Genomic DNA, 18,707 nt, shown 5'->3' with positions numbered 1-18,707 from the left:
AAGCAGCGATCTTCGCTGCTTTTTTCATATAGGAGGTAAATAAAATGAGTGAAAAGTTTAACGAGCAGTTTGATGGTTTACTGGAGAAATATACTGAGCTGTTACTTGGAGAGAGCAATGAAGAGAGAAAAGAACAGGTACAGAAGTGGGCACTGTATTCTTACATAGCTAAGACGATGCCAGCTTTAGTAAAGCATTGGAATGAAACTTATCCAGATGCGAAAGAAGAGATGGTACAGTTAATTACAGATATTAAAAGGCTGAATGAAGAGAAGCGAAATGAGCAATAAAAAAACTTGAGGTAAATATAATCGCAAGTTTTCTGTATTAATATCCTTATATAATTTACATGGAATATAAAGGATTTTATAGGCATGTCGAATATTTTCGACATGCCTATTTTATACCTATTAAACTCCATTTTTCTAAATGTCGAAAAATATTTCAGGTATATTTATAAGCAGAAATATAGGTTTTTAAATGTTTTTATAGTATTTTATAAATTATCTAAATAATTATTTGTATCCAATAATTTTAAACAATGATATAATTTTGAAGAGGGGTAAAAAACAGATAAATTACAGTCATAGGGGTGAATTACATGGAACAATTAATGCGAAATTCGTTTCTTTTCTTATCTAAAAATAAAGCGCTAACAAAACTGGCTAAAAAGTACGGTTTACGCTTTGGTGCAGGTCGCTTCGTCGCAGGGGAGACGATTGAATTAGCGACAGCTGCCATTCAACAATTAAATAAGCAAGGTCTTTGTGTAACAATCGATTATTTAGGTGAATTCGTTGATAATGAAGCGGAAGCAAATGAAATGGCTAACCAATCGATTGAAGCGATCCGTGCAATTGGAAGAGAAGGTCTTGATTCGCAGCTTTCTTTAAAGATGACTTCTATGGGATTAGATATCTCTGATGAAATCGTAATGAACAATATGCGCCGTATTTTAGAAGCTGCAAAAGAAAATGGTGTGTTCGTTACAATTGATATGGAAGATTATACACGCTGCGGTAAAACAATTGATATCTTTAAACAATTAAAATCTGAGTACGATAATATTGGTACTGTTATTCAAGCTTACCTATATCGTACAGAAAAAGATATTGAGGATTTAAATGCTTATAAACCTAATTTACGTCTTGTAAAAGGAGCTTATAAAGAACCTGAAGAAGTGGCGTTCCCGGACAAGAAAGATGTAGATGACAATTATAAAAAGATTATTAAAATGCACTTATTAAATGGAAATTATACTGCAATTGCTTCACATGACGAAGCGATTATTGAATATACAAAAAAACTTGCTGAAGAACATAATATTCCAAGGGATCAATTTGAATTCCAAATGTTATATGGTATTCGTAATGAGCGTCAACTTGAGCTAGTAAAAGAAGGTTACAAAATGCGTGTTTACGTACCTTATGGAAACGATTGGTATGGATATTTCATGCGCCGTCTAGCAGAGCGTCCAGCAAACGTTGCGTTCGTATTAAAAGGTATGGTTAAAAAATAACCAAGGAGAAAATACTCCTTGGTTATTTTAATTGCTGAAATGCATAATGTGCCATTTTCTTCGTATCAGGATATAGTTGCGCGCGAGTAGAAGATAATACGACGTTAATGACGCGTTTACCGTCTTTTTCATCCACTGTTACGACTGTATATTTTCCGAGTGCTGATAGACCGCTTTTACTTCCAATCGCATATGGATCGTCATATAGTTCTTCTCGTCCGTAGTTTGCGATGTTTGGAGAGCGTTCTGAAGTATGTAGAGTTGTACGTGTTGAATTCATATATTCTAAAACAACTGGATACTTTAATGCTTCTTTCGTAATAATAGCAATGTCATATGGCGATACTTTATTTCCAAGTGCATCAGCACCACTTGCGTTCTTGAAAGTCGCATGCTTTGTACCGAGTTCCTTCGCTCTAGTATTCATCATTTTCACAAATTCATTTTTTGATCCTGCAATATGTTCTGCGATGGATTCAGCTATTGGATCTGCACTAATGATAAGCATCAGTTTTAATGCCTCATCACGTTTTAACCTTTCCCCAGCACGAAGTTTAATTTTCTTACTTTGACTTTCTGTTTTAATTGCGTTTTCTGTAACTGTAATTTCTTCATCCTCTTTTACATTCTCTAGTAAAAGAAGGGTTGTCATCATTTTGGCTATACTAGCCGGATAAGAGCGTTCGTCTTCGCGTTTTCCATACAAAACTTCACCTGTGTCTGCATCGATTGTAACTCCATATTGCCCAGTAATATTAGGTTGATCAGCTCTTACAGCTTGTTGCCTTTGTGCATAAGAGAAGAAAATCATCCCTGTAAATAGTGTGGCAATCATTACAATCATAACTATTGTTCGTTTCATTATAATTCCCTCATTTGTTACAAATAAATTGGGCAGAAAAAGCAGCCATTAATCATTATGCCACGTTCTCTGCCCAAAAATATAGCGTTATTTTCCGCCCATATTATGCTTTTTATATTGTTGGTTATTACCTTGGCGTCCTTTTTCAACACCGTGGTTATGCGGACCTGCGTTTCCAGTTACACTAGCGGCACTAATTCCAGCCTTTGAAGGGTTCTTCTTAAGTTTTGCCATATATATTCCTCCAGTTTCGTCAGATTATAAAAAGGGAAAGTGTATTTTAGTGAAGAAAATACATATATAGCATGGGCAAATAAAAGAAAAATATTTATTTCAGAAAATTTTATCAATAAATATATTGCGAAAATTTAAACAGTATCATATATTTATTAGTAGAGGCTCACTCATTGATTGCGACTTATGTCGAAAAATTGAATGAGCATTCATTCAAGAATAGGGGGAGAATTGGATGTTCCAAATTAAAAAGGCTGCTGTTCTAGGTTCAGGCGTAATGGGTTCGGGAATTGCGGCACACTTAGCTAATATTGGTATTCCGACATTATTGCTTGATATTGTACCACCTGCGCTTACGAAAGAAGAAGAAGCGAAGGGACTTACATTAGAACATAAAAGTGTGAGAAATCGTTTTAGTAATACGGCTGTGCAAAAACTATTAAAGCAAAAACCAGCTCCTCTGACAGTGAAAGGGAATTTAGCACTGATTGAAGCAGGTAACTTAGAAGATGACCTTGAGCGTCTAGCTGATGTAGATTGGATTATTGAAGTAGTAGTTGAAAACTTAGATATTAAAAAGAAACTATTTGAAAAAGTAGATGCGGTTCGTAAACCGGGTTCTATCGTAAGCTCGAATACGTCAGGTATTTCAGTTGAAAAAATGGCAGAAGGTCGTTCAGACGACTTCCAGAAACACTTCTTAGGCACACACTTTTTTAACCCACCACGATATTTAAAACTTCTAGAGGTAATACCGACGAAAGAAACAGATCCACAAGTATTAAGCTTCATGAAACTATTTGGCGAAGACGTTCTTGGAAAAGGCGTTGTTATCGCAAAAGATACACCAAACTTTATTGGAAACCGCATCGGTACGTACGGTTTACTTGTTACTCTTCAAGAGATGGTAAAACGCGGCTATAGCATTGGGGAAGTTGATTCTGTAACAGGCCCACTTATTGGTCGTCCGAAGAGCGCAACGTTCCGCACATTAGATGTTGTCGGTTTAGATACATTCGTACACGTTGCAAATAACGTATATGAAAATGTGCAAGAAGAAGAGCGTGATGTATTTAAAGTACCAGCTTTCATGCATGACATGCTGGAGAAAAAATGGCTTGGAAGTAAAACGGGTCAAGGCTTCTTCTTAAAACAAGGAAAAGAAATTTTAGAATTAAATCCTGAAACGATGGAATACGAAGCGCGTAAAAAATTAAAAGCTGCATCCGTAGAGTTAAGTAAACAAGAAAAAGGATTAGCGAATAAATTGAAAGCGCTTGTATACGCAAAAGACCGTGCAGGAGAGTTATTATGGAACATCATTACACCAACTCTTTTATACTCTGCAAAACTTCATAAAGAAATTGCTGACGATATCGTTGCAATTGACCAAGCGATGAAGTGGGGCTTTGGATGGGAGCAAGGGCCATTTGAAGTGTGGGATGCAATTGGCGTTGAAAAATCTGTTCAAAAGATGGAAGAAAACGGCGTAGTTGTTCCTACTTGGGTGAAAGAAATGTTAGAGAAAGGTTTCACCACTTTCTATAAACATGATAACGGCGATAGCTACTATTACGATAATGGCGAATATAAGCTAATCGAGCGTAATAAAAAAGCAATTTCTCTTAAGCAATTAAAAGCGAAAAATGGCGTATTAAAGAAAAATAGCGGAGCGAGCTTAATTGATTTAGGCGACGGCATCCTTTGCTTAGAGTTCCATTCGAAGAGCAATGCAATCGGTATGGATATTACGCAAATGATTAACTACGCTGTTGATGAAGTAGAAAAGAATTATAAAGGTCTTGTTATCGGTAACCAATCGAAGAACTTCTGCGTTGGTGCGAATCTAGCAATGATCTTAATGGAAGCACAAGACGACAACTACTTTGAAATTGAGTTAGTTGTGAAAAACTTCCAAGATGCAATGACGAAAATTAAGTACTCTTCTAAGCCAGTTGTAGCAGCACCATATGGTATGACGCTTGGCGGAGGTACAGAAGTTTGCTTACCAGCAGCGAGCATTCAAGCTTCTAGTGAAACGTATATGGGCTTAGTAGAAGTTGGTGTTGGCTTAATCCCTGGCGGAGGCGGTAATAAAGAGCTATACATTAAACACTTAAACAAAATGGCAAACGGTGTAGAGTTTGATCTGCAAAAAGTTGCAAATAAAGTGTTCGAAACAGTCGCAATGGCGAAAGTTTCAACTTCAGGACAAGAAGCAGTTTCTCATAACTTCTTAGGTGATAAAGATGGTATTAGTGTGAATGGTGATCACTTACTATACGATGCGAAACAGAAAGCACTTGCTTTATATGAAGCTGGTTACAAAGCGCCAATCCGCAAAAAGATACCAGTTGTTGGGGAAACAGGATATGCAACTCTTGCACTTGGTGCAGAAGCAATGCATTTATCTGGTTACATTTCAGAGTATGACCTTCACATTGCGAAGAAACTTGCATATGTCATTGCGGGCGGAAAAGTACCGTACGGAACAGAAGTTGATGAGCAATATTTATTAGATGTAGAACGTGAAGCATTTATTAGCTTAGTAAGTGAGATGAAATCACAAGCAAGAATGCAGCACATGCTTGTAAAAGGAAAGCCATTACGTAACTAATAACGAGGGGAGATATCGTTCATGAGAGAAGCTGTCATTGTTGCGGGAGCAAGAACACCAATTGGAAAAGCAAAGAGGGGGTCATTAAAAACAGTTCGTCCTGACGATCTAGGGGCGTTAGTAGTAAAGGAAACGTTAAAGCGTGCAAATTATGAAGGACCAATCGATGATTTAATTTTCGGTTGTGCGATGCCAGAAGCAGAACAAGGTTTAAATATGGCTCGTAATATCGGCGGACTAGCAGGACTTTCTTACGATGTTCCAGCTATTACAATTAACCGTTACTGTTCTTCTGGTTTACAAAGTATCGCTTACGGAGCAGAGCGCATTATGCTTGGTCACTCTGAAGCTGTATTATCAGGCGGAGCGGAATCAATGAGTTTAGTTCCAATGATGGGACACGTTGTTCGTCCGAATAGTCGCCTTGTAGAAGCGGCTCCGGAATATTATATGGGTATGGGACATACAGCAGAGCAAGTTGCTGTGAAATATGGAATTTCTCGTGAAGAGCAAGATGCATTTGCAGTAAGAAGTCATCAACGTGCTGCGAAAGCATTAGCTGCAGGAAACTTTGCTGATGAAACAGTACCTGTAGATGTGACGTTACGCTCGGTTGGATCAAACAATAAACTGCAAGAAGAAACAATCACTTTCGCACAAGACGAAGGTGTAAGAGCAGAGACGACGCTAGACATTTTAGGGAAATTACGTCCAGCATTTAACGTTCGCGGTTCTGTAACAGCTGGTAACTCTTCACAAATGAGTGACGGTGCAGCATCTGTACTATTAATGGATCGCGAAAAAGCAGTGAGCGATGGCATGAAGCCACTTGCGAAATTCCGTTCATTTGCAGTAGCTGGCGTACCACCAGAAGTAATGGGAATCGGCCCAATCGCTGCAATTCCAAAAGCGCTAAAACTAGCTGGCTTAGAGCTATCTGATATTGGCTTATTTGAACTAAATGAAGCATTCGCTTCTCAATCAATTCAAGTTATTCGTGAACTTGGTTTAGATGAAGAAAAAGTAAACGTAAACGGTGGTGCAATCGCACTTGGACATCCACTTGGCTGTACAGGGGCAAAACTAACACTATCTCTTATTCACGAAATGAAACGCCGCAACGAACAATTCGGTATCGTAACAATGTGTATCGGCGGCGGAATGGGAGCAGCGGGAGTATTTGAATTACTATAAAAAGTGGAAGCGGCTCGTTCAGAATGTGAGGGGGATGGAGCTTCAGACGTAGAGGCGTTCTCTGCCTCGCAGGAAGAAGCGAAGCCACCGAACATTCTAGCCGCTGGAACTGGATTATAAAAAAGTGCAGGTGGCTCGTTTAGAACAGGAGGGCGTTGGAAGCCCTGACGAAGAGGCGCTTTTTGCCTCAAAGGAAGGGGGGAAACGACCGACTGTTTTAGCCACTGGAACTGGATTATAAAAAAAGTGGAAGCGGTTCGCTCAGAACGAGACGACGCTAAAGCAAAGAATGGAAGCAACAAAGGTTTATAAAAAAAGGGAGAGCCAGCTTCTTTCAAAAAGAGAGAAGCTGCTCATGAAAATATGAAGGAGGAAATTTTCATGGAAAAAACAGTAGGAAATGCGGTTAAAGGCGGTAGCTTTTTAGTTGATGAGATTACGATTGATCAAGTGTTTACGCCAGAAGATTTTTCATCTGAGCATAAAATGATTGCAAAAACGACAGAGGACTTTATCGTAAATGAAGTTCTTCCAGAGCTTGAATATTTAGAGCAACATGAATTTGATCGTTCAGTTCGTCTTTTAAAAGAAGCTGGGGAACTTGGTTTATTAGGCGCTGACGTACCAGAAGAGTACGGCGGAATTGGTCTTGATAAAGTAAGCTCAGCGTTAATCGCAGAGAAATTCTCTCGCGCTGGTGGCTTTGCAATTACTCACGGTGCTCACGTAGGTATCGGATCTTTACCAATCGTATTATTCGGTAACGAAGAGCAAAAGAAAAAGTATTTACCATTACTTGCAACTGGTGAAAAATTAGCTGCATACGCATTAACAGAGCCAGGTTCAGGATCTGACGCATTAGGTGCAAAAACAACTGCACGTTTAAATGCAGAAGGTACACATTACGTATTAAATGGTGAAAAACAGTGGATTACAAACTCTGCATTCGCTGACGTATTCGTTGTATATGCAAAAATCGATGGAGAGCACTTCTCAGCATTTATCGTAGAGAAAGACTACGCTGGCGTATCTACAAGCCCAGAAGAAAAGAAAATGGGTATTAAATGTTCTTCAACTCGTACGTTAATTTTAGAAGATGCGTTAGTACCGAAAGAAAACTTACTTGGTGAAATCGGTAAAGGTCATATTATCGCATTCAACATTTTAAATATCGGTCGTTATAAATTAGGTGTTGGTACAGTTGGATCTGCGAAACGTGCAGTAGAAATTTCAGCACAATATGCAAACCAACGTCAACAGTTCAAACAACCAATCGCTCGCTTCCCATTAATTCAAGAGAAACTTGCGAATATGGCAGCAAAAACATATGCAGCTGAAAGCTCTGTATATCGTACAGTAGGTTTATTCGAAAGCCGCATGAGCACATTATCTGAAGAAGAAGTAAAAGACGGTAAAGCAGTAGCAGCTTCTATCGCTGAATATGCAATCGAGTGCTCTTTAAACAAAGTATTCGGTTCTGAAGTATTAGACTATACAGTAGATGAAGGTGTTCAAATTCACGGTGGTTACGGATTTATGGCAGAGTACGAGATTGAAAGAATGTACCGTGATTCTCGTATTAACCGTATTTTCGAAGGAACGAACGAAATTAACCGCCTAATCGTACCAGGTACGTTCTTACGTAAAGCGATGAAAGGTGAATTACCACTTCTTCAAAAAGCACAAAAATTACAAGAAGAGTTAATGATGATGATGCCAGAAGAAGTAGGCGATGAGCCATTAGCACTTCAAAAGTATTTAGTAACTAATGCGAAGAAAATCGGCTTAATGGTAGCTGGATTAGCGGCTCAAAAATACGGTAAAGCATTAGATAAAGAGCAAGAAATTCTTGTGAATATCGCTGACATCGTAAGCAATCTATACGCAATGGAATCAGCTGTTCTTCGTACAGAAAAAGCGATCAAAACAACTGGTCTTGAAAAGAATAAACAAAAAGTGTTATACACTGAAGTATTCTGCCAAGAAGCATTTAACGAAATCGAAGCAGATGCGAAAGAAACACTTATCGCAGTTGAAAACGGCGACATGCTGCGCATGATGTTATCATCATTACGTAAATTAACTCGCCACACACCACTTAACGTAATTCCGAAGAAACGTGAAATCGCTGCGAAAATTTTAGAAGATGAGCGTTACACAGTTTAATATCTTTAAAGAACAGTAGTCGTTTATACGGCTACTGTTCTTTTTTTGAAAAAAATTTTTTTAGTGACATAAAACTAATACCATTAGTATAATAAAACTAATGGTATTAGTTTTTGTGAAAAGGGAGATGGGACTATGAGGATGATACATGAAAAAACGGTATATCAATTGTCATTTTTGCCAAGAGTGTTTCCTGTGAATTGTTACTTTGTGGAGGAAGAAGCTGGTTTAACTTTAATTGATGCGGCTTTGCCATATAGCGCAAAAGGTATTTTACAGGCGGCTGAGAAAATAGGAAAACCAATTACTAAGATTGTATTAACACATGCGCATGATGATCACATCGGTGCATTAGACGCATTAAAAGAAGTACTTCCTCATGTTCCAGTCTATATTTCTAAGCGGGACGGAAAGCTGTTAGAAGGAGATACGACGTTACAAAAGGATGAACCGAATACGCCAATAAAAGGCGGTGTACCTAAAAAGATAAAAACGGTACCTGATATTTTATTAGAAGATGGCGACCGAGTTGGATCGCTTCTTGCGATTATGACACCGGGACATACGCCAGGCTCCATGTCGTTTCTTGATGTAAGAAATAAAGCTCTGATTGTCGGAGATGCATTCCAAACAAGAGGAGGTATGGCTGTTTCAGGACAAATGAAATTTTGGTTTCCGTTTCCGGCGATGGCAACGTGGAGCAAAGAAATATCATTACAAAGTGCAGAGAAGTTAAGAGAATATGAGCCTTCCTTGCTTGCGGCAGGACATGGAAAAATGATAAACGATCCAGTGGCTTTCATAGAGCTTGCTATTAAAGAAGCGAAGCGGAATATAGAAAGTAGAAAAGAGGGTTAATTGATGTCACCGAGAATCGGACTTACATTACAAAAAATTGTAGAAACAGCAGCAGAAATTGCAGATGCAAAAGGAGTACAAGAAGTAACGTTAGCTTCATTAGCGCAAACGTTAGGGGTACGTTCGCCCTCACTATATAATCATGTAAAAGGGTTACAAGATGTACGGAAAAATCTTGGCATTTACGGAATCAAAAAGCTGCATAACAGACTGGAAGAAGCTGCCGAGGATAAACGGATGGATGAAGCAATTCATGCTTTAGGAGAAGCGTATGTAGCATTTGTCCGAAAACATCCTGGACTATATGAAGCAACTTTTTTACGAGATGAAGAAGTAAGAAAAGCAGGTGACGGAATTGTAAAGCTTTGTCTTCAGGTTTTACAACAGTATGGCTTAGAAGGAGAGAATGCACTTCATGCGACACGCGGATTCAGAAGTATTTGTCATGGATTTGCTTCGATTGAACAACAGGGCGGATTTGGTTTGCCGTTAGATTTAGATATAAGTTTACATGTATTGTTGGAAACGTTTATTAAAGGGTTACGTGAATAAGAAGCGAGGCAAACAAAAACCTTAGAAGTGATTCTAAGGTTTTTGTTTGCATATAATTCGAAAAGAGCGGTAGGCTTTTTCTCATTACATGATATTATTTTACAGGTTTGAAAAATGTGTATATGACTACGGAAAGGCAAACGAAAATAAAAGCAATAGGATCTTGATATGGACTAGGCTCAGAGCCCTTCTGGATTTCTGTAAGGAAGTCATGTGTTTTCATGTTCATTGCTCCTTTAACTAATAAGTTTTATATGATGCGAGGGTTATAGTGGATAGGAAGTATTTTTTAAAATTTCATATAATAATTATTGCATAGCAATTCTATTCCTAAAACTATAAAATATAAAGTTTTCATAATATGTAAAATTGCATATTATTCTTTTTGAAAAAATTGTTATATTATCTATATATTTGTATTAAAGGATTTTTGTTAAGGTAATGAAAACAAATGGAGGAATAGTATGAGAAAAACAGTATTAGACGCGTATAATGCAGAAAGAGAAGTAGATAACATAACATATAAAAATCTAGTTGTAACGATTGCAAGCATTCTAGGGTTCTCACTCTTAGGGGGATTATTCCTTGCTTTAGCCCTTGGAATTTTTGGAGAAGAGGTATTACGTGCTAATTTAGAGGGATATTATTTACTTCTATTTGATGCAGCTGTTGTTACTATTGTTTTATTTGCTTATAAACCAGTGCTTCATTTTATTAAGAACATATGGGATGTATCTGTTTTAAAAAATGGGAAAACATACTTGTATTTATTAATAGGTTTTATCATCATTGCATTAACTCAGTATGTAATGTTAGAGTTGTTTAGCTTTGAAAGTGCAGGGCAGCAGCGAGATCAATTAGGGAGCTTAGGACTTCAAAATAGTCTACAAAGTATTATATATGTGTTAAGTGTTGCTATAATTACACCAATTAAAGAAGAAATTTTATATAGAGGTATTTTGTATCGATTTTTTGAAAAGAAATATAGTTTTCTAGTTGGTATCATTATTTCTTCCTTCATCTTTGGGATTCTTCATGGTGGTTTTCCGATTACGGCAATGATTATGGGGATTGTATTTGCTATGTTATACAAAAAGACGCAATCTATTATACCTAGTATTATTTTACACATTATATGGAACTTACTTGTGAGTATAAGTATGATTGTATCTCTATAAAAATAAATACATAACCAGTATAAAAGATGAATGGCTTAGCTATTCATCTTTTATTTTTTTTATATGTGGGAAAAGTTGATGAATACAATCCAAAAAGAACCAAATACTAATGATGAATGAACAAAGAAAGGCGGGTATGTTATATGCAAAACTTAACAGAGCTTGAAGTAGAAAACTTACGTCATTTAATTGGTGGACACGCAACAATTATTAACAAGTTGGAGCAGTATGCACAGACGTGTACAGATCCACAACTGAAACAAATGCTACAAAAGGATGCACAAGATGCACGAAATACGAAACAGCAATTAATGACTTTCCTAGGATAGGAGGAAGTAAAAGATGAATGAAAAAGATATGGTAAATGATTATTTAGCAGGATTAAATGCAAGTTTAACAAGCTATGCAAATTATATTGCTCAGTCTGATAATGAACAGTTACATCAAACGTTAATTCAAATTCGTAATCAAGACGAGGCGCGCCAACGTAATATGTATGAGTACGCAAAGCAAAAGAGCTATTACAAACCGGCAGCACCTGCTAATCCGATGATTGTACAGCAATTAAAAAGCCAATTAAGTGCGGAATAACAGGAAAAAGAAAACGAGCGAATTTATTCGCTCGTTTTCTTTTTGTATATATCAATAAATACATAATAAATATTTTTCCAGTTGTAACAAATATGACGAAAATGGAATATGACAATTCACAAAAAGGACAAAAACTTTGTTCAACATTTCGCAAAGTATCCATGGTTTCTATCGTGGGAACCTCTATAATTAAGAATGTAAAGAACAAAAGAAATAGATTATATGATCAATTAGGAGAGATTGCTATGAAAAGACATACAAGAAAAATTGCAATTATCGGTACTGGATTAGTTGGATCCAGTTGTGCGTATTCCATTGTAAATCAAGGGATTTGCGAAGAGCTATTATTAATTGATATAAATCATGAACGTGCAGTTGGGGAAGCAATGGATTTATCACATTGCATTAACTTTACAAATACAAGAACAAAAGTATATGCAGGAAGCTATGAAGACTGCAAAGATATGGACATTGTCATTATTACAGCAGGGCCAGCACCAAAACCTGGACAAAGTCGCTTAGATACTTTAGGAGCGAGTGCGAAGATTATGGAAAGTGTTGTTGGTGGTGTAATGGCAAGTGGATTTGATGGTATTTTCTTACTTGCATCGAACCCAGTTGATATTATTACATATGAAGTATGGAAATTATCTGGATTACCTAGAAATCGCGTAATCGGTACTGGTACATCACTAGATTCTTCTCGCTTAAGAACAATTTTATCTGAAATGCTACATGTAGATCCTCGTAGTATTCATGGGTATTCATTAGGAGAACATGGTGATTCTCAAATGGTTGCTTGGTCTCATGTAACTGTTGGTGGAAAGCCAATTCTGCAAATTTTAGAAGAACAAAAAGAACGATTTGGTGAAATAGATTTAGATGAAATTGTTGAGAAGACTGCAAAAGCTGGCTGGGAAATTTATAAACGTAAAGGAACTACTTATTACGGGATTGGAAATTCTCTAGCATATATTGCGAGTTCAATCTTTAATGATGATCACCGTGTCATTGCTGTATCAGCCATTTTAGATGGTGAGTACGGTGAATATGATATTTGTACAGGAGTACCAGCTATTATTACTAGAGACGGTATAAGAGAAGTTGTAGAACTCAATTTAACAGAGGATGAAGAATCTCGATTCGCAAAATCAAACGATATTTTACGTGATTATATGAAAACAATTGGTTACTAACTTATAGGAGAAGGTGAAACAAATGAAGGAATATATAATGTCTCGTGTATTTAAAGCATCTGCTGGAATCGCACAAGGTATTTTCGTATCCCTCGGAATTGGTTTACTGATCGAAAATATAGGAAGAATTGTTGATATACCATTACTTATTACAATCGGAGTTGTTGCAAAATCACTAATGGCACCGGCAATTGGTGCTGGAATTGCTTTTATGCTCGGTGCAAACGGTCTTGTAATCTTCTCGGCGATGGTAGCCGGAGCGATTGGTGCCGGATCCATTTCGATTACTGAAGCTGGTCTAATTATTAAAACAGGTGAGCCAATCGGTGCATTATTAACAGCAACTTTAGCTGTATATATTGGTAAACGTTTAAGCGGAAAAACTGCGTTAGATATGATGCTCGTTCCATTTGCGGCCATATTAGGTTCTGGTTTAGTAGGCATTTGGTTATCTCATAATATTACTCCTGTTTTAAATGCAGTTGGAGCGTTTATTAAAGATAGCTCAGCTGGTAGCCCATTCATCGCTTCTATCGTCATTGCAGTAGTTTGGGGACTATTACTTATCTCTCCAGCTTCATCAGCTGCGTTAGCAATTGCACTTAGCTTAGACGGTGTTGCAGGTGGTGCTGCTCTTGCTGGATGCGTTGCTCAGTTTATCGGATTCTCTGTCATCTCAGCAAAAGAAAACAATTTAGGTGGCATATTAGCTCAAGCACTTTGTACTCCGAAAGTACAGTTACCAAATATCACTAAAAATCCAATGATTCTCGTCCCAACTGTCGTCGCCAGTGCTATAGTCGGTCCAGTATCAGCATTAATTTTCCAACTGGAAGCAGGAAAGGAAATTGCAGGTCTTGGATTAAGTTCTCTTATAGCACCAATTAATTTAATTTCCAGCCAAGGATGGGAAGTTCTCCCGGCGATGGTAATTACTTATATCGTCATTCCAGTAGCTGTTTCTTATATACTTTACATTGCTCTTAAAAAAGCAGGTCGTATTCATTCTGGTGATATGACTGTACCGCAATCTTAAATTGAAAATCTCCTTAATAATAGATAAAAGCAGACTGAAGCCACAGTCTGCTTTTTTATGTTACATTTTATGATTTTGTTTTACTGGAACTTTTATTGGTTCTTTTGCTAATAAGAGCTGAACTCCGAAGTATAGTATGCTTGCAAGTGTCATTCCAGAAACGGCATCTAAAAAGGCATGCTGCTTCGTAAATAGCGTTGATAAAATAATAAGTGTACCGAAGAAAGTAAGGATGTAATATTCAAAAGCATGTTGTTCTCTACGCTTAAAGGCAGCTAACATAATTACAAATGTAGTAAGAACGTGAATGCTAGGGAAACAGTTTACTGGCTGGTCGATACTATAAATATAGCGAACTAGTTCAGAAAATACATCTGTTCCAACGACAGTCGGACGTGGTACAGTTGTTTGCCAAAAATAATAAATAGAAAAACAAGCAAGCTTTCCAAAAATAACACTACTTAAAGTAACATAATATTGCTTTCGGTCAGCAAAACAGTAATAAATAAGTGCGCCGTATAAGTATGGAAACCAAAGTAAATAAGGAATAATAAATGCTTTTACAAATGGAATCCAATCATCTACTACAGTTGTAACGTCTACTGCGTGAACAGTCGATTTATTTAATACGTCGTAAAGGGGACTTACGAGCACGAGTAGAAGTATATAACTTAACGGAAGAAAAGATGAAAGTTTAAATTTCTTCATGTTGATCTCCTATGTTTAGTAATGTAAGTAAATTCAATTGATTATAATATAGAAACGTGAATTGGGCTATCGATTTTACTTACATTTTCTTGAATTAACCTTACGTTTTTGTCACTTGACTAAAAAGAAGGGGAGGGTGCTAAATGAAGCGTTTATCGTATTTCTTATTTTTTATATTGATATGCCTAGTCGGTGCTGGGTGTGCAAAGGATAAAGAAGGAGAGAAATTAGAATATAACGGAAGAGCACTCGTAATTGGAGTTGTTGGAGAAAAACCGAAAGATACGTTTAGGAATATAAAGTTTGAGGAAATGAAGTTAGAGGAACTGGAAAAGAAATCTAAGGAAGTAGATGGTTTTCTAATAATGAAAGATCACTTTCAAGAAGCCTCAACAGAGCAATATAAAAATGTATTTTCATCACTAAAGAAACCAGTGTTTTTTATCGGTTTACAAGATAAATCATATTCGATTTTTATTACAAAAGGGATAGAGTATAACAGTGCCCGAAAAGATGTAAATGCTATGTATACGCAAGGGTTTGCGAATATCGGAAGTGGTGAAGGACAACAATGGGCAGTTGGTTTATCGAATGGTGGAAATACAGAAGAAAGTATTCATAATATGTATATCGTCGTATTTCAAACAATTGCAGATTATTTAAATAGATAATGAAGGAGCCTGCAAAAGAGGCTTCTTATTTTTTTAATCAAACGTTTGTTTAAGCTGTATGTTCGGTAGGAAGAAACCGATGTAACTCAAGGGTTAACAAAGAAAAATAGAGAATTAATCAAACGTTTGTTTAAGCTGTATGTTCGGTAGAAAGAAACTTCTGTAGTTCAAAGGTTAAGGAAGAGAATGGAGAATTAATCAAACGCTTGTTTAAGATATATGTTTGGTGCAGAATCTAAAAAATTTATATATTTATTTTTTTCTTAACAAATGGCGGAAAAATAAGAAAAATTCGCAGGATTATTAAAAATTATCACGAAATAAGTAAAAGTTTAGCGAATAATGGTTTGAAATAATAAAACGTTTTCTATATGATAAAGGTAAAGGTTAGTAAAAAAGTAGGTGAATTTATGACAGTAACATTTTATTCATATCCAAAGTGTGGCACATGTCAAAAGGCAAAGAAATGGTTTGAGGCAAACGATGTAGCATATGAGATGATTCATATTGTTGAAAATCCACCATCAAAAGAAGATTTACGTAATTTACATGAAAAAAGTGAATTACCATTAAAAAAATTCTTTAATACAAGTGGAATGCGTTACCGTGAACTTGGTCTAAAAGATAAGTTGAAAGATGCAAGCGAAGACGAAATGTATGAGCTTTTAGCATCTGATGGCATGTTGATTAAACGTCCAATTGTAACAGATGGAACGAATGTAACACTTGGTTTTAACGAAGAGCAGTTTGAAAGTGTGTGGAAAAAGTACCAATAAGGTATTTTTACATAATTAATACATTCACTGGAGGTACAGTCATGAGCATTCCAAATAATTTACGTTACTCTGAAGAACACGAATGGGTAAAAACTGAAGGTAATGAAGTTGTTATCGGTATCACTCACTTTGCACAAGGTGAGCTAGGCGATATCGTATTCGTTGAACTTCCTGAAGTAGGTGCAACAATCGAAGCTAACGAGCCATTCGGAAGCGTAGAATCTGTTAAAACAGTTTCTGAGTTATACGCACCTGTAAGCGGTAAAGTTGTAGCAGTAAACGAAGAATTAAGTGACCAACCAGAACTTGTTAACGAATCTCCATACGAGGGTGCATGGATGGTTAAAGTTGAACTTTCTGATGCAAGCCAAGTTGAGAAGTTATTAACTGCAGAAAAATATGCAGAAATGACAAACCAAGACTAATTATAGTCGACTAAAGGACAGCCTTTGTGCTGTCCTTTTTTATTTTTTGTGAAATAATGAAATTCAAGTTATATGTAAATAAATAAGCTATTATGAGAAAAACTGTTTTTTGGTAAGGTTTCATAAGTCTTCACAATCTAAACGAGCCGCTTGCGCTTTTCATTGTCCAGCTCCACCTCCTAGCCCTTCATGTCTAAGAACCTTCCGCACGAGAAGACAAAAAGCGTCTTCTGTGCGAAAGAACCTTAGCCAACAGGGCTAAACAGTCGGTTCCGCTTTTCTTTATGATCCAGCTCCAGCGGCTAGATTGTTCGGTGGCTTCGCTTCTTCCTACAAGGCCAAAAGCGCCTTTACGTCAGAAGCTCCATCCCCCCTCACAATCTAAACGAGCCGCTTGCGCTTTTCTTTTGCAAAAATAAACAGGAAACAACATGAAAATAACGAATATACTATATACTAAGTTCAAGGTTGTATAGTATATGGTGATCGGGTGATGACATATGATTTATGTAGAAAAAGTCATTATTGTAGAAGGTACATCAGATAGAAGAAAGATTGAATCTATTATTCGTGAACCGGTGGAAATTGTTTGTACAAATGGTACAATTGGTTTGTCGAAAATGGATGAGCTCGTTGATCAGTTTTTTGATAAGGAAGTGTATGTGCTAGTGGATGCTGATGATGCTGGAGAAAAGTTAAGGAAACAATTTCGAAAAGAATTCCCGCAAGCCGAGCATATCTATATTGATCGCTCGTACCGAGAAGTGGCAACTGCGCCATCTACACACTTAGCAAATGTATTATGGGGAGCCGACATTGACGTTTATACAGAATATTTACGGTAAGGAATGATAGAAGTGATTGATTGGACAGGAGCCGAAGCTACAGCCCTAATAGAGAACGAAGAAAAAACAGTATTATATGTATATACTCCAATGTGTGGAACATGCCAATTAGCAAAAAAGATGTTAACAGTGGTTGAGATGACAATTGAAGATTTGAAAATTGGGATGTTAGATTTAAATTATGCTCCGCATTTAGCGAAAGAGTATGGGATTGAAAGTGTACCTTGTTTACTTGTTTTTGAAAATGGGACACTGATGAAGAAGATATACGCATTTCATTCGGTTGAATATTTATATACGGAATTAAAGTAGGCGGCAAAATTTTTGCCGCCTCGACATATTTCTTGGGAAATATGTCGAGATGCAGGATGGATACAGTATTTGTCGAGCGAAAATAACAGGATTGCTCTTTAGTGAGAGGGAATGGTATGTAATAGAAAGTGATATGAAGGATGTGATTTAGGGTGAGATTATATTCTTTGCTTCAATCATTTGTAAATTACGCTAATGGTCAATATCATTTAGAACCGCTTTTAAGACAAGAAGAAAAAACTGTTAATTTTCGCTTTGGAGATGAAAGTTGTTCGTTACAAATTTCAAGAGATTATATAGAGCTACTACATGAGGAAAGAGGAACGGAACAAATCATTTGCTTAGATGAAAAGGATATAGAACAATTGGTGAATGGAAATGTACGATTGCAAATGCTAATGAATGATGGACGTGTACAATATTCGGGAACGTACCGAACGATGTTATTAGTGGAATCGATGTTTCATATATGTAAACCGATGTCAGTAGGTGCTTAAAATTCTGAAGTTTCATTTTTTGCGAAAATTTCTGTTGACATGGTGAGTGTATATTGATACAATTCAAGTCATAAAATATAGACAATTTCATAAATTTCAAATCAGACGAAAATTGAATCTGATTTCTCTTATCAAGAGAGGTGGAGGGACTGTGCCCTGTGAAGCCCGGCAACCGTCAACTTATGTTGAAATGGTGCCAATTCCTGCAAAGCAAATGCTTTGAGAGATGAGAGAGAGGGATAATGTTGTTATATACGCATAAAAACCTTTCTGCTTCTCTAAAGCAGAAAGGTTTTTTTATTGTTTGAATGTGGAGGACATTCAAATAATAAAAGTAATGATAACAGTGGACTACACGCATTAAAAATAAAAAATTGCGGAGTCGACCTAAAATCTTTATGAAATCTAGCTCCAGCGGCTAGAACAGTCGGTCGTTTCATCCCTTCCTATGAGGCAAAAAGCGCCTCTAC

At 36.8% G+C, this 18,707-nt stretch carries 21 protein-coding genes and 1 riboswitch; of the genes, 18 read left to right on the top strand and 3 right to left on the bottom strand.

The window, feature by feature from the left end; translation table 11 throughout:
• The first annotated feature begins 44 nt into the window (after positions 1 to 44).
• The gene (locus ACTFR3_RS17165; protein WP_001290594.1) at positions 45 to 290 is read left to right on the top strand and encodes a YusU family protein; all 246 of its coding nucleotides are present in this window, start codon (positions 45 to 47) and stop codon (positions 288 to 290) included.
• Between the two features lie 311 nt (positions 291 to 601).
• Positions 602 to 1,519 carry a proline dehydrogenase family protein gene (locus tag ACTFR3_RS17160; RefSeq protein ID WP_000436783.1) on the top strand — a complete coding sequence of 306 codons (918 nt, stop codon included), beginning with the start codon at positions 602 to 604 and terminating at the stop codon, positions 1,517 to 1,519.
• A gap of 22 nt (positions 1,520 to 1,541) precedes the next feature.
• Here the strand turns inward: ACTFR3_RS17160 and ACTFR3_RS17155 are convergent, their stop codons facing one another.
• Both ACTFR3_RS17155 and ACTFR3_RS17150 read right to left on the bottom strand, forming a co-directional pair.
• Positions 1,542 to 2,381, bottom strand: a complete 840-nt coding sequence (locus tag ACTFR3_RS17155) for a D-alanyl-D-alanine carboxypeptidase family protein (RefSeq protein ID WP_440044617.1) — start codon at positions 2,379 to 2,381, stop codon at positions 1,542 to 1,544.
• Positions 2,382 to 2,468: 87 nt separating this feature from the next.
• Complete coding sequence (locus ACTFR3_RS17150) at positions 2,469 to 2,615, bottom strand: YuzL family protein (RefSeq protein WP_440044616.1); 147 nt, start codon at positions 2,613 to 2,615, stop codon at positions 2,469 to 2,471.
• Positions 2,616 to 2,850: 235 nt separating this feature from the next.
• Here ACTFR3_RS17150 and ACTFR3_RS17145 point away from each other — a divergent pair, with 235 nt between their 5' ends.
• The 10 genes from ACTFR3_RS17145 (at position 2,851) to ACTFR3_RS17100 (ending at position 14,003) form a co-directional block, all read left to right on the top strand.
• A complete protein-coding gene (locus tag ACTFR3_RS17145; RefSeq protein WP_000486377.1) occupies positions 2,851 to 5,232 on the top strand; it encodes a 3-hydroxyacyl-CoA dehydrogenase/enoyl-CoA hydratase family protein in 2,382 nt (793 codons plus the stop codon).
• A gap of 21 nt (positions 5,233 to 5,253) precedes the next feature.
• Positions 5,254 to 6,426, top strand: coding sequence for an acetyl-CoA C-acetyltransferase (locus ACTFR3_RS17140; protein ID WP_001206324.1), 1,173 nt, complete (start codon positions 5,254 to 5,256; stop codon positions 6,424 to 6,426).
• A gap of 381 nt (positions 6,427 to 6,807) precedes the next feature.
• Complete coding sequence (locus ACTFR3_RS17135; protein ID WP_000416291.1) at positions 6,808 to 8,592, top strand: acyl-CoA dehydrogenase family protein; 1,785 nt, start codon at positions 6,808 to 6,810, stop codon at positions 8,590 to 8,592.
• Between the two features lie 135 nt (positions 8,593 to 8,727).
• Positions 8,728 to 9,450: an MBL fold metallo-hydrolase gene (locus ACTFR3_RS17130; RefSeq protein WP_001242337.1), complete on the top strand. Its 723-nt coding sequence runs from the start codon at positions 8,728 to 8,730 to the stop codon at positions 9,448 to 9,450.
• A 3-nt stretch (positions 9,451 to 9,453) separates the two neighbouring features.
• Positions 9,454 to 10,002, top strand: a complete 549-nt coding sequence (locus ACTFR3_RS17125; protein ID WP_259592004.1) for a TetR/AcrR family transcriptional regulator — start codon at positions 9,454 to 9,456, stop codon at positions 10,000 to 10,002.
• A 464-nt stretch (positions 10,003 to 10,466) separates the two neighbouring features.
• Complete coding sequence (locus ACTFR3_RS17120) at positions 10,467 to 11,180, top strand: CPBP family intramembrane glutamic endopeptidase (protein ID WP_098771081.1); 714 nt, start codon at positions 10,467 to 10,469, stop codon at positions 11,178 to 11,180.
• Between the two features lie 143 nt (positions 11,181 to 11,323).
• Positions 11,324 to 11,509, top strand: coding sequence for a hypothetical protein (locus ACTFR3_RS17115; RefSeq protein WP_001180555.1), 186 nt, complete (start codon positions 11,324 to 11,326; stop codon positions 11,507 to 11,509).
• A gap of 13 nt (positions 11,510 to 11,522) precedes the next feature.
• Positions 11,523 to 11,771 (top strand): spore coat protein, encoded by a 249-nt coding sequence (locus ACTFR3_RS17110; RefSeq protein ID WP_001002981.1) that lies wholly within the window; start codon positions 11,523 to 11,525, stop codon positions 11,769 to 11,771.
• 245 nt (positions 11,772 to 12,016) lie between these two features.
• Positions 12,017 to 12,967: an L-lactate dehydrogenase gene (locus ACTFR3_RS17105; RefSeq protein ID WP_000820648.1), complete on the top strand. Its 951-nt coding sequence runs from the start codon at positions 12,017 to 12,019 to the stop codon at positions 12,965 to 12,967.
• A gap of 22 nt (positions 12,968 to 12,989) precedes the next feature.
• Positions 12,990 to 14,003, top strand: coding sequence for a PTS transporter subunit IIC (locus ACTFR3_RS17100; protein ID WP_000666172.1), 1,014 nt, complete (start codon positions 12,990 to 12,992; stop codon positions 14,001 to 14,003).
• Positions 14,004 to 14,063: 60 nt separating this feature from the next.
• Here ACTFR3_RS17100 and ACTFR3_RS17095 read toward each other — a convergent pair whose 3' ends face one another.
• Entirely contained in the window at positions 14,064 to 14,711 is a 648-nt protein-coding gene (locus ACTFR3_RS17095) for a phosphatase PAP2 family protein (RefSeq protein ID WP_000713769.1), read from the bottom strand.
• 143 nt (positions 14,712 to 14,854) lie between these two features.
• On the opposite strand from ACTFR3_RS17095, the gene ACTFR3_RS17090 reads away from it, so the two are divergent.
• The 6 genes from ACTFR3_RS17090 (at position 14,855) to ACTFR3_RS17065 (ending at position 18,237) form a co-directional block, all read left to right on the top strand.
• Positions 14,855 to 15,382 (top strand): hypothetical protein, encoded by a 528-nt coding sequence (locus ACTFR3_RS17090; protein WP_000826874.1) that lies wholly within the window; start codon positions 14,855 to 14,857, stop codon positions 15,380 to 15,382.
• A gap of 410 nt (positions 15,383 to 15,792) precedes the next feature.
• Positions 15,793 to 16,158 (top strand): arsenate reductase family protein, encoded by a 366-nt coding sequence (locus ACTFR3_RS17085; protein ID WP_000218968.1) that lies wholly within the window; start codon positions 15,793 to 15,795, stop codon positions 16,156 to 16,158.
• Positions 16,159 to 16,199: 41 nt separating this feature from the next.
• Positions 16,200 to 16,583 carry a glycine cleavage system protein GcvH gene (gene gcvH / locus ACTFR3_RS17080; RefSeq protein ID WP_000026897.1) on the top strand — a complete coding sequence of 128 codons (384 nt, stop codon included), beginning with the start codon at positions 16,200 to 16,202 and terminating at the stop codon, positions 16,581 to 16,583.
• Between the two features lie 500 nt (positions 16,584 to 17,083).
• Positions 17,084 to 17,428, top strand: a complete 345-nt coding sequence (locus ACTFR3_RS17075) for a toprim domain-containing protein (RefSeq protein WP_000640870.1) — start codon at positions 17,084 to 17,086, stop codon at positions 17,426 to 17,428.
• A 3-nt stretch (positions 17,429 to 17,431) separates the two neighbouring features.
• Positions 17,432 to 17,740: a thioredoxin family protein gene (locus ACTFR3_RS17070; RefSeq protein WP_002008881.1), complete on the top strand. Its 309-nt coding sequence runs from the start codon at positions 17,432 to 17,434 to the stop codon at positions 17,738 to 17,740.
• Between the two features lie 152 nt (positions 17,741 to 17,892).
• On the top strand, positions 17,893 to 18,237 hold the full coding sequence (locus ACTFR3_RS17065; RefSeq protein ID WP_001242138.1) for a hypothetical protein: 345 nt from the start codon (positions 17,893 to 17,895) through the stop codon (positions 18,235 to 18,237).
• A 125-nt stretch (positions 18,238 to 18,362) separates the two neighbouring features.
• A riboswitch (SAM riboswitch) is annotated at positions 18,363 to 18,470 on the top strand.
• Positions 18,471 to 18,707: the final 237 nt, after the last annotated feature.

This window comes from Bacillus cereus group sp. MYBK14-1 (assembly GCF_051916885.1).
Classification (GTDB): Bacteria; Bacillota; Bacilli; order Bacillales; family Bacillaceae_G; genus Bacillus_A; species Bacillus_A cereus.
The sequence above is the reverse complement of the archived record's forward strand: the minus strand, read 5'-3'. Positions and strand labels throughout refer to the sequence as shown.

Excerpts from the sequence above, each read along its gene's own strand:
- ACTFR3_RS17165 (WP_001290594.1), top strand. The coding sequence starts at position 45 with ATGAGTGAAAAGTTTAACGAGCAGTTTGATGGTTTACTGGAGAAATAT.
- ACTFR3_RS17160 (WP_000436783.1), top strand. The coding sequence starts at position 602 with ATGGAACAATTAATGCGAAATTCGTTTCTTTTCTTATCTAAAAATAAA.
- ACTFR3_RS17155 (WP_440044617.1), bottom strand. The coding sequence starts at position 2,381 with ATGAAACGAACAATAGTTATGATTGTAATGATTGCCACACTATTTACA.
- ACTFR3_RS17150 (WP_440044616.1), bottom strand. The coding sequence starts at position 2,615 with ATGGCAAAACTTAAGAAGAACCCTTCAAAGGCTGGAATTAGTGCCGCT.
- ACTFR3_RS17145 (WP_000486377.1), top strand. The coding sequence starts at position 2,851 with ATGTTCCAAATTAAAAAGGCTGCTGTTCTAGGTTCAGGCGTAATGGGT.
- ACTFR3_RS17140 (WP_001206324.1), top strand. The coding sequence starts at position 5,254 with ATGAGAGAAGCTGTCATTGTTGCGGGAGCAAGAACACCAATTGGAAAA.
- ACTFR3_RS17135 (WP_000416291.1), top strand. The coding sequence starts at position 6,808 with ATGGAAAAAACAGTAGGAAATGCGGTTAAAGGCGGTAGCTTTTTAGTT.
- ACTFR3_RS17130 (WP_001242337.1), top strand. The coding sequence starts at position 8,728 with ATGAGGATGATACATGAAAAAACGGTATATCAATTGTCATTTTTGCCA.
- ACTFR3_RS17125 (WP_259592004.1), top strand. The coding sequence starts at position 9,454 with ATGTCACCGAGAATCGGACTTACATTACAAAAAATTGTAGAAACAGCA.
- ACTFR3_RS17120 (WP_098771081.1), top strand. The coding sequence starts at position 10,467 with ATGAGAAAAACAGTATTAGACGCGTATAATGCAGAAAGAGAAGTAGAT.
- ACTFR3_RS17115 (WP_001180555.1), top strand. The coding sequence starts at position 11,324 with ATGCAAAACTTAACAGAGCTTGAAGTAGAAAACTTACGTCATTTAATT.
- ACTFR3_RS17110 (WP_001002981.1), top strand. The coding sequence starts at position 11,523 with ATGAATGAAAAAGATATGGTAAATGATTATTTAGCAGGATTAAATGCA.
- ACTFR3_RS17105 (WP_000820648.1), top strand. The coding sequence starts at position 12,017 with ATGAAAAGACATACAAGAAAAATTGCAATTATCGGTACTGGATTAGTT.
- ACTFR3_RS17100 (WP_000666172.1), top strand. The coding sequence starts at position 12,990 with ATGAAGGAATATATAATGTCTCGTGTATTTAAAGCATCTGCTGGAATC.
- ACTFR3_RS17095 (WP_000713769.1), bottom strand. The coding sequence starts at position 14,711 with ATGAAGAAATTTAAACTTTCATCTTTTCTTCCGTTAAGTTATATACTT.
- ACTFR3_RS17090 (WP_000826874.1), top strand. The coding sequence starts at position 14,855 with ATGAAGCGTTTATCGTATTTCTTATTTTTTATATTGATATGCCTAGTC.
- ACTFR3_RS17085 (WP_000218968.1), top strand. The coding sequence starts at position 15,793 with ATGACAGTAACATTTTATTCATATCCAAAGTGTGGCACATGTCAAAAG.
- gcvH (WP_000026897.1), top strand. The coding sequence starts at position 16,200 with ATGAGCATTCCAAATAATTTACGTTACTCTGAAGAACACGAATGGGTA.
- ACTFR3_RS17075 (WP_000640870.1), top strand. The coding sequence starts at position 17,084 with ATGATTTATGTAGAAAAAGTCATTATTGTAGAAGGTACATCAGATAGA.
- ACTFR3_RS17070 (WP_002008881.1), top strand. The coding sequence starts at position 17,432 with ATGATAGAAGTGATTGATTGGACAGGAGCCGAAGCTACAGCCCTAATA.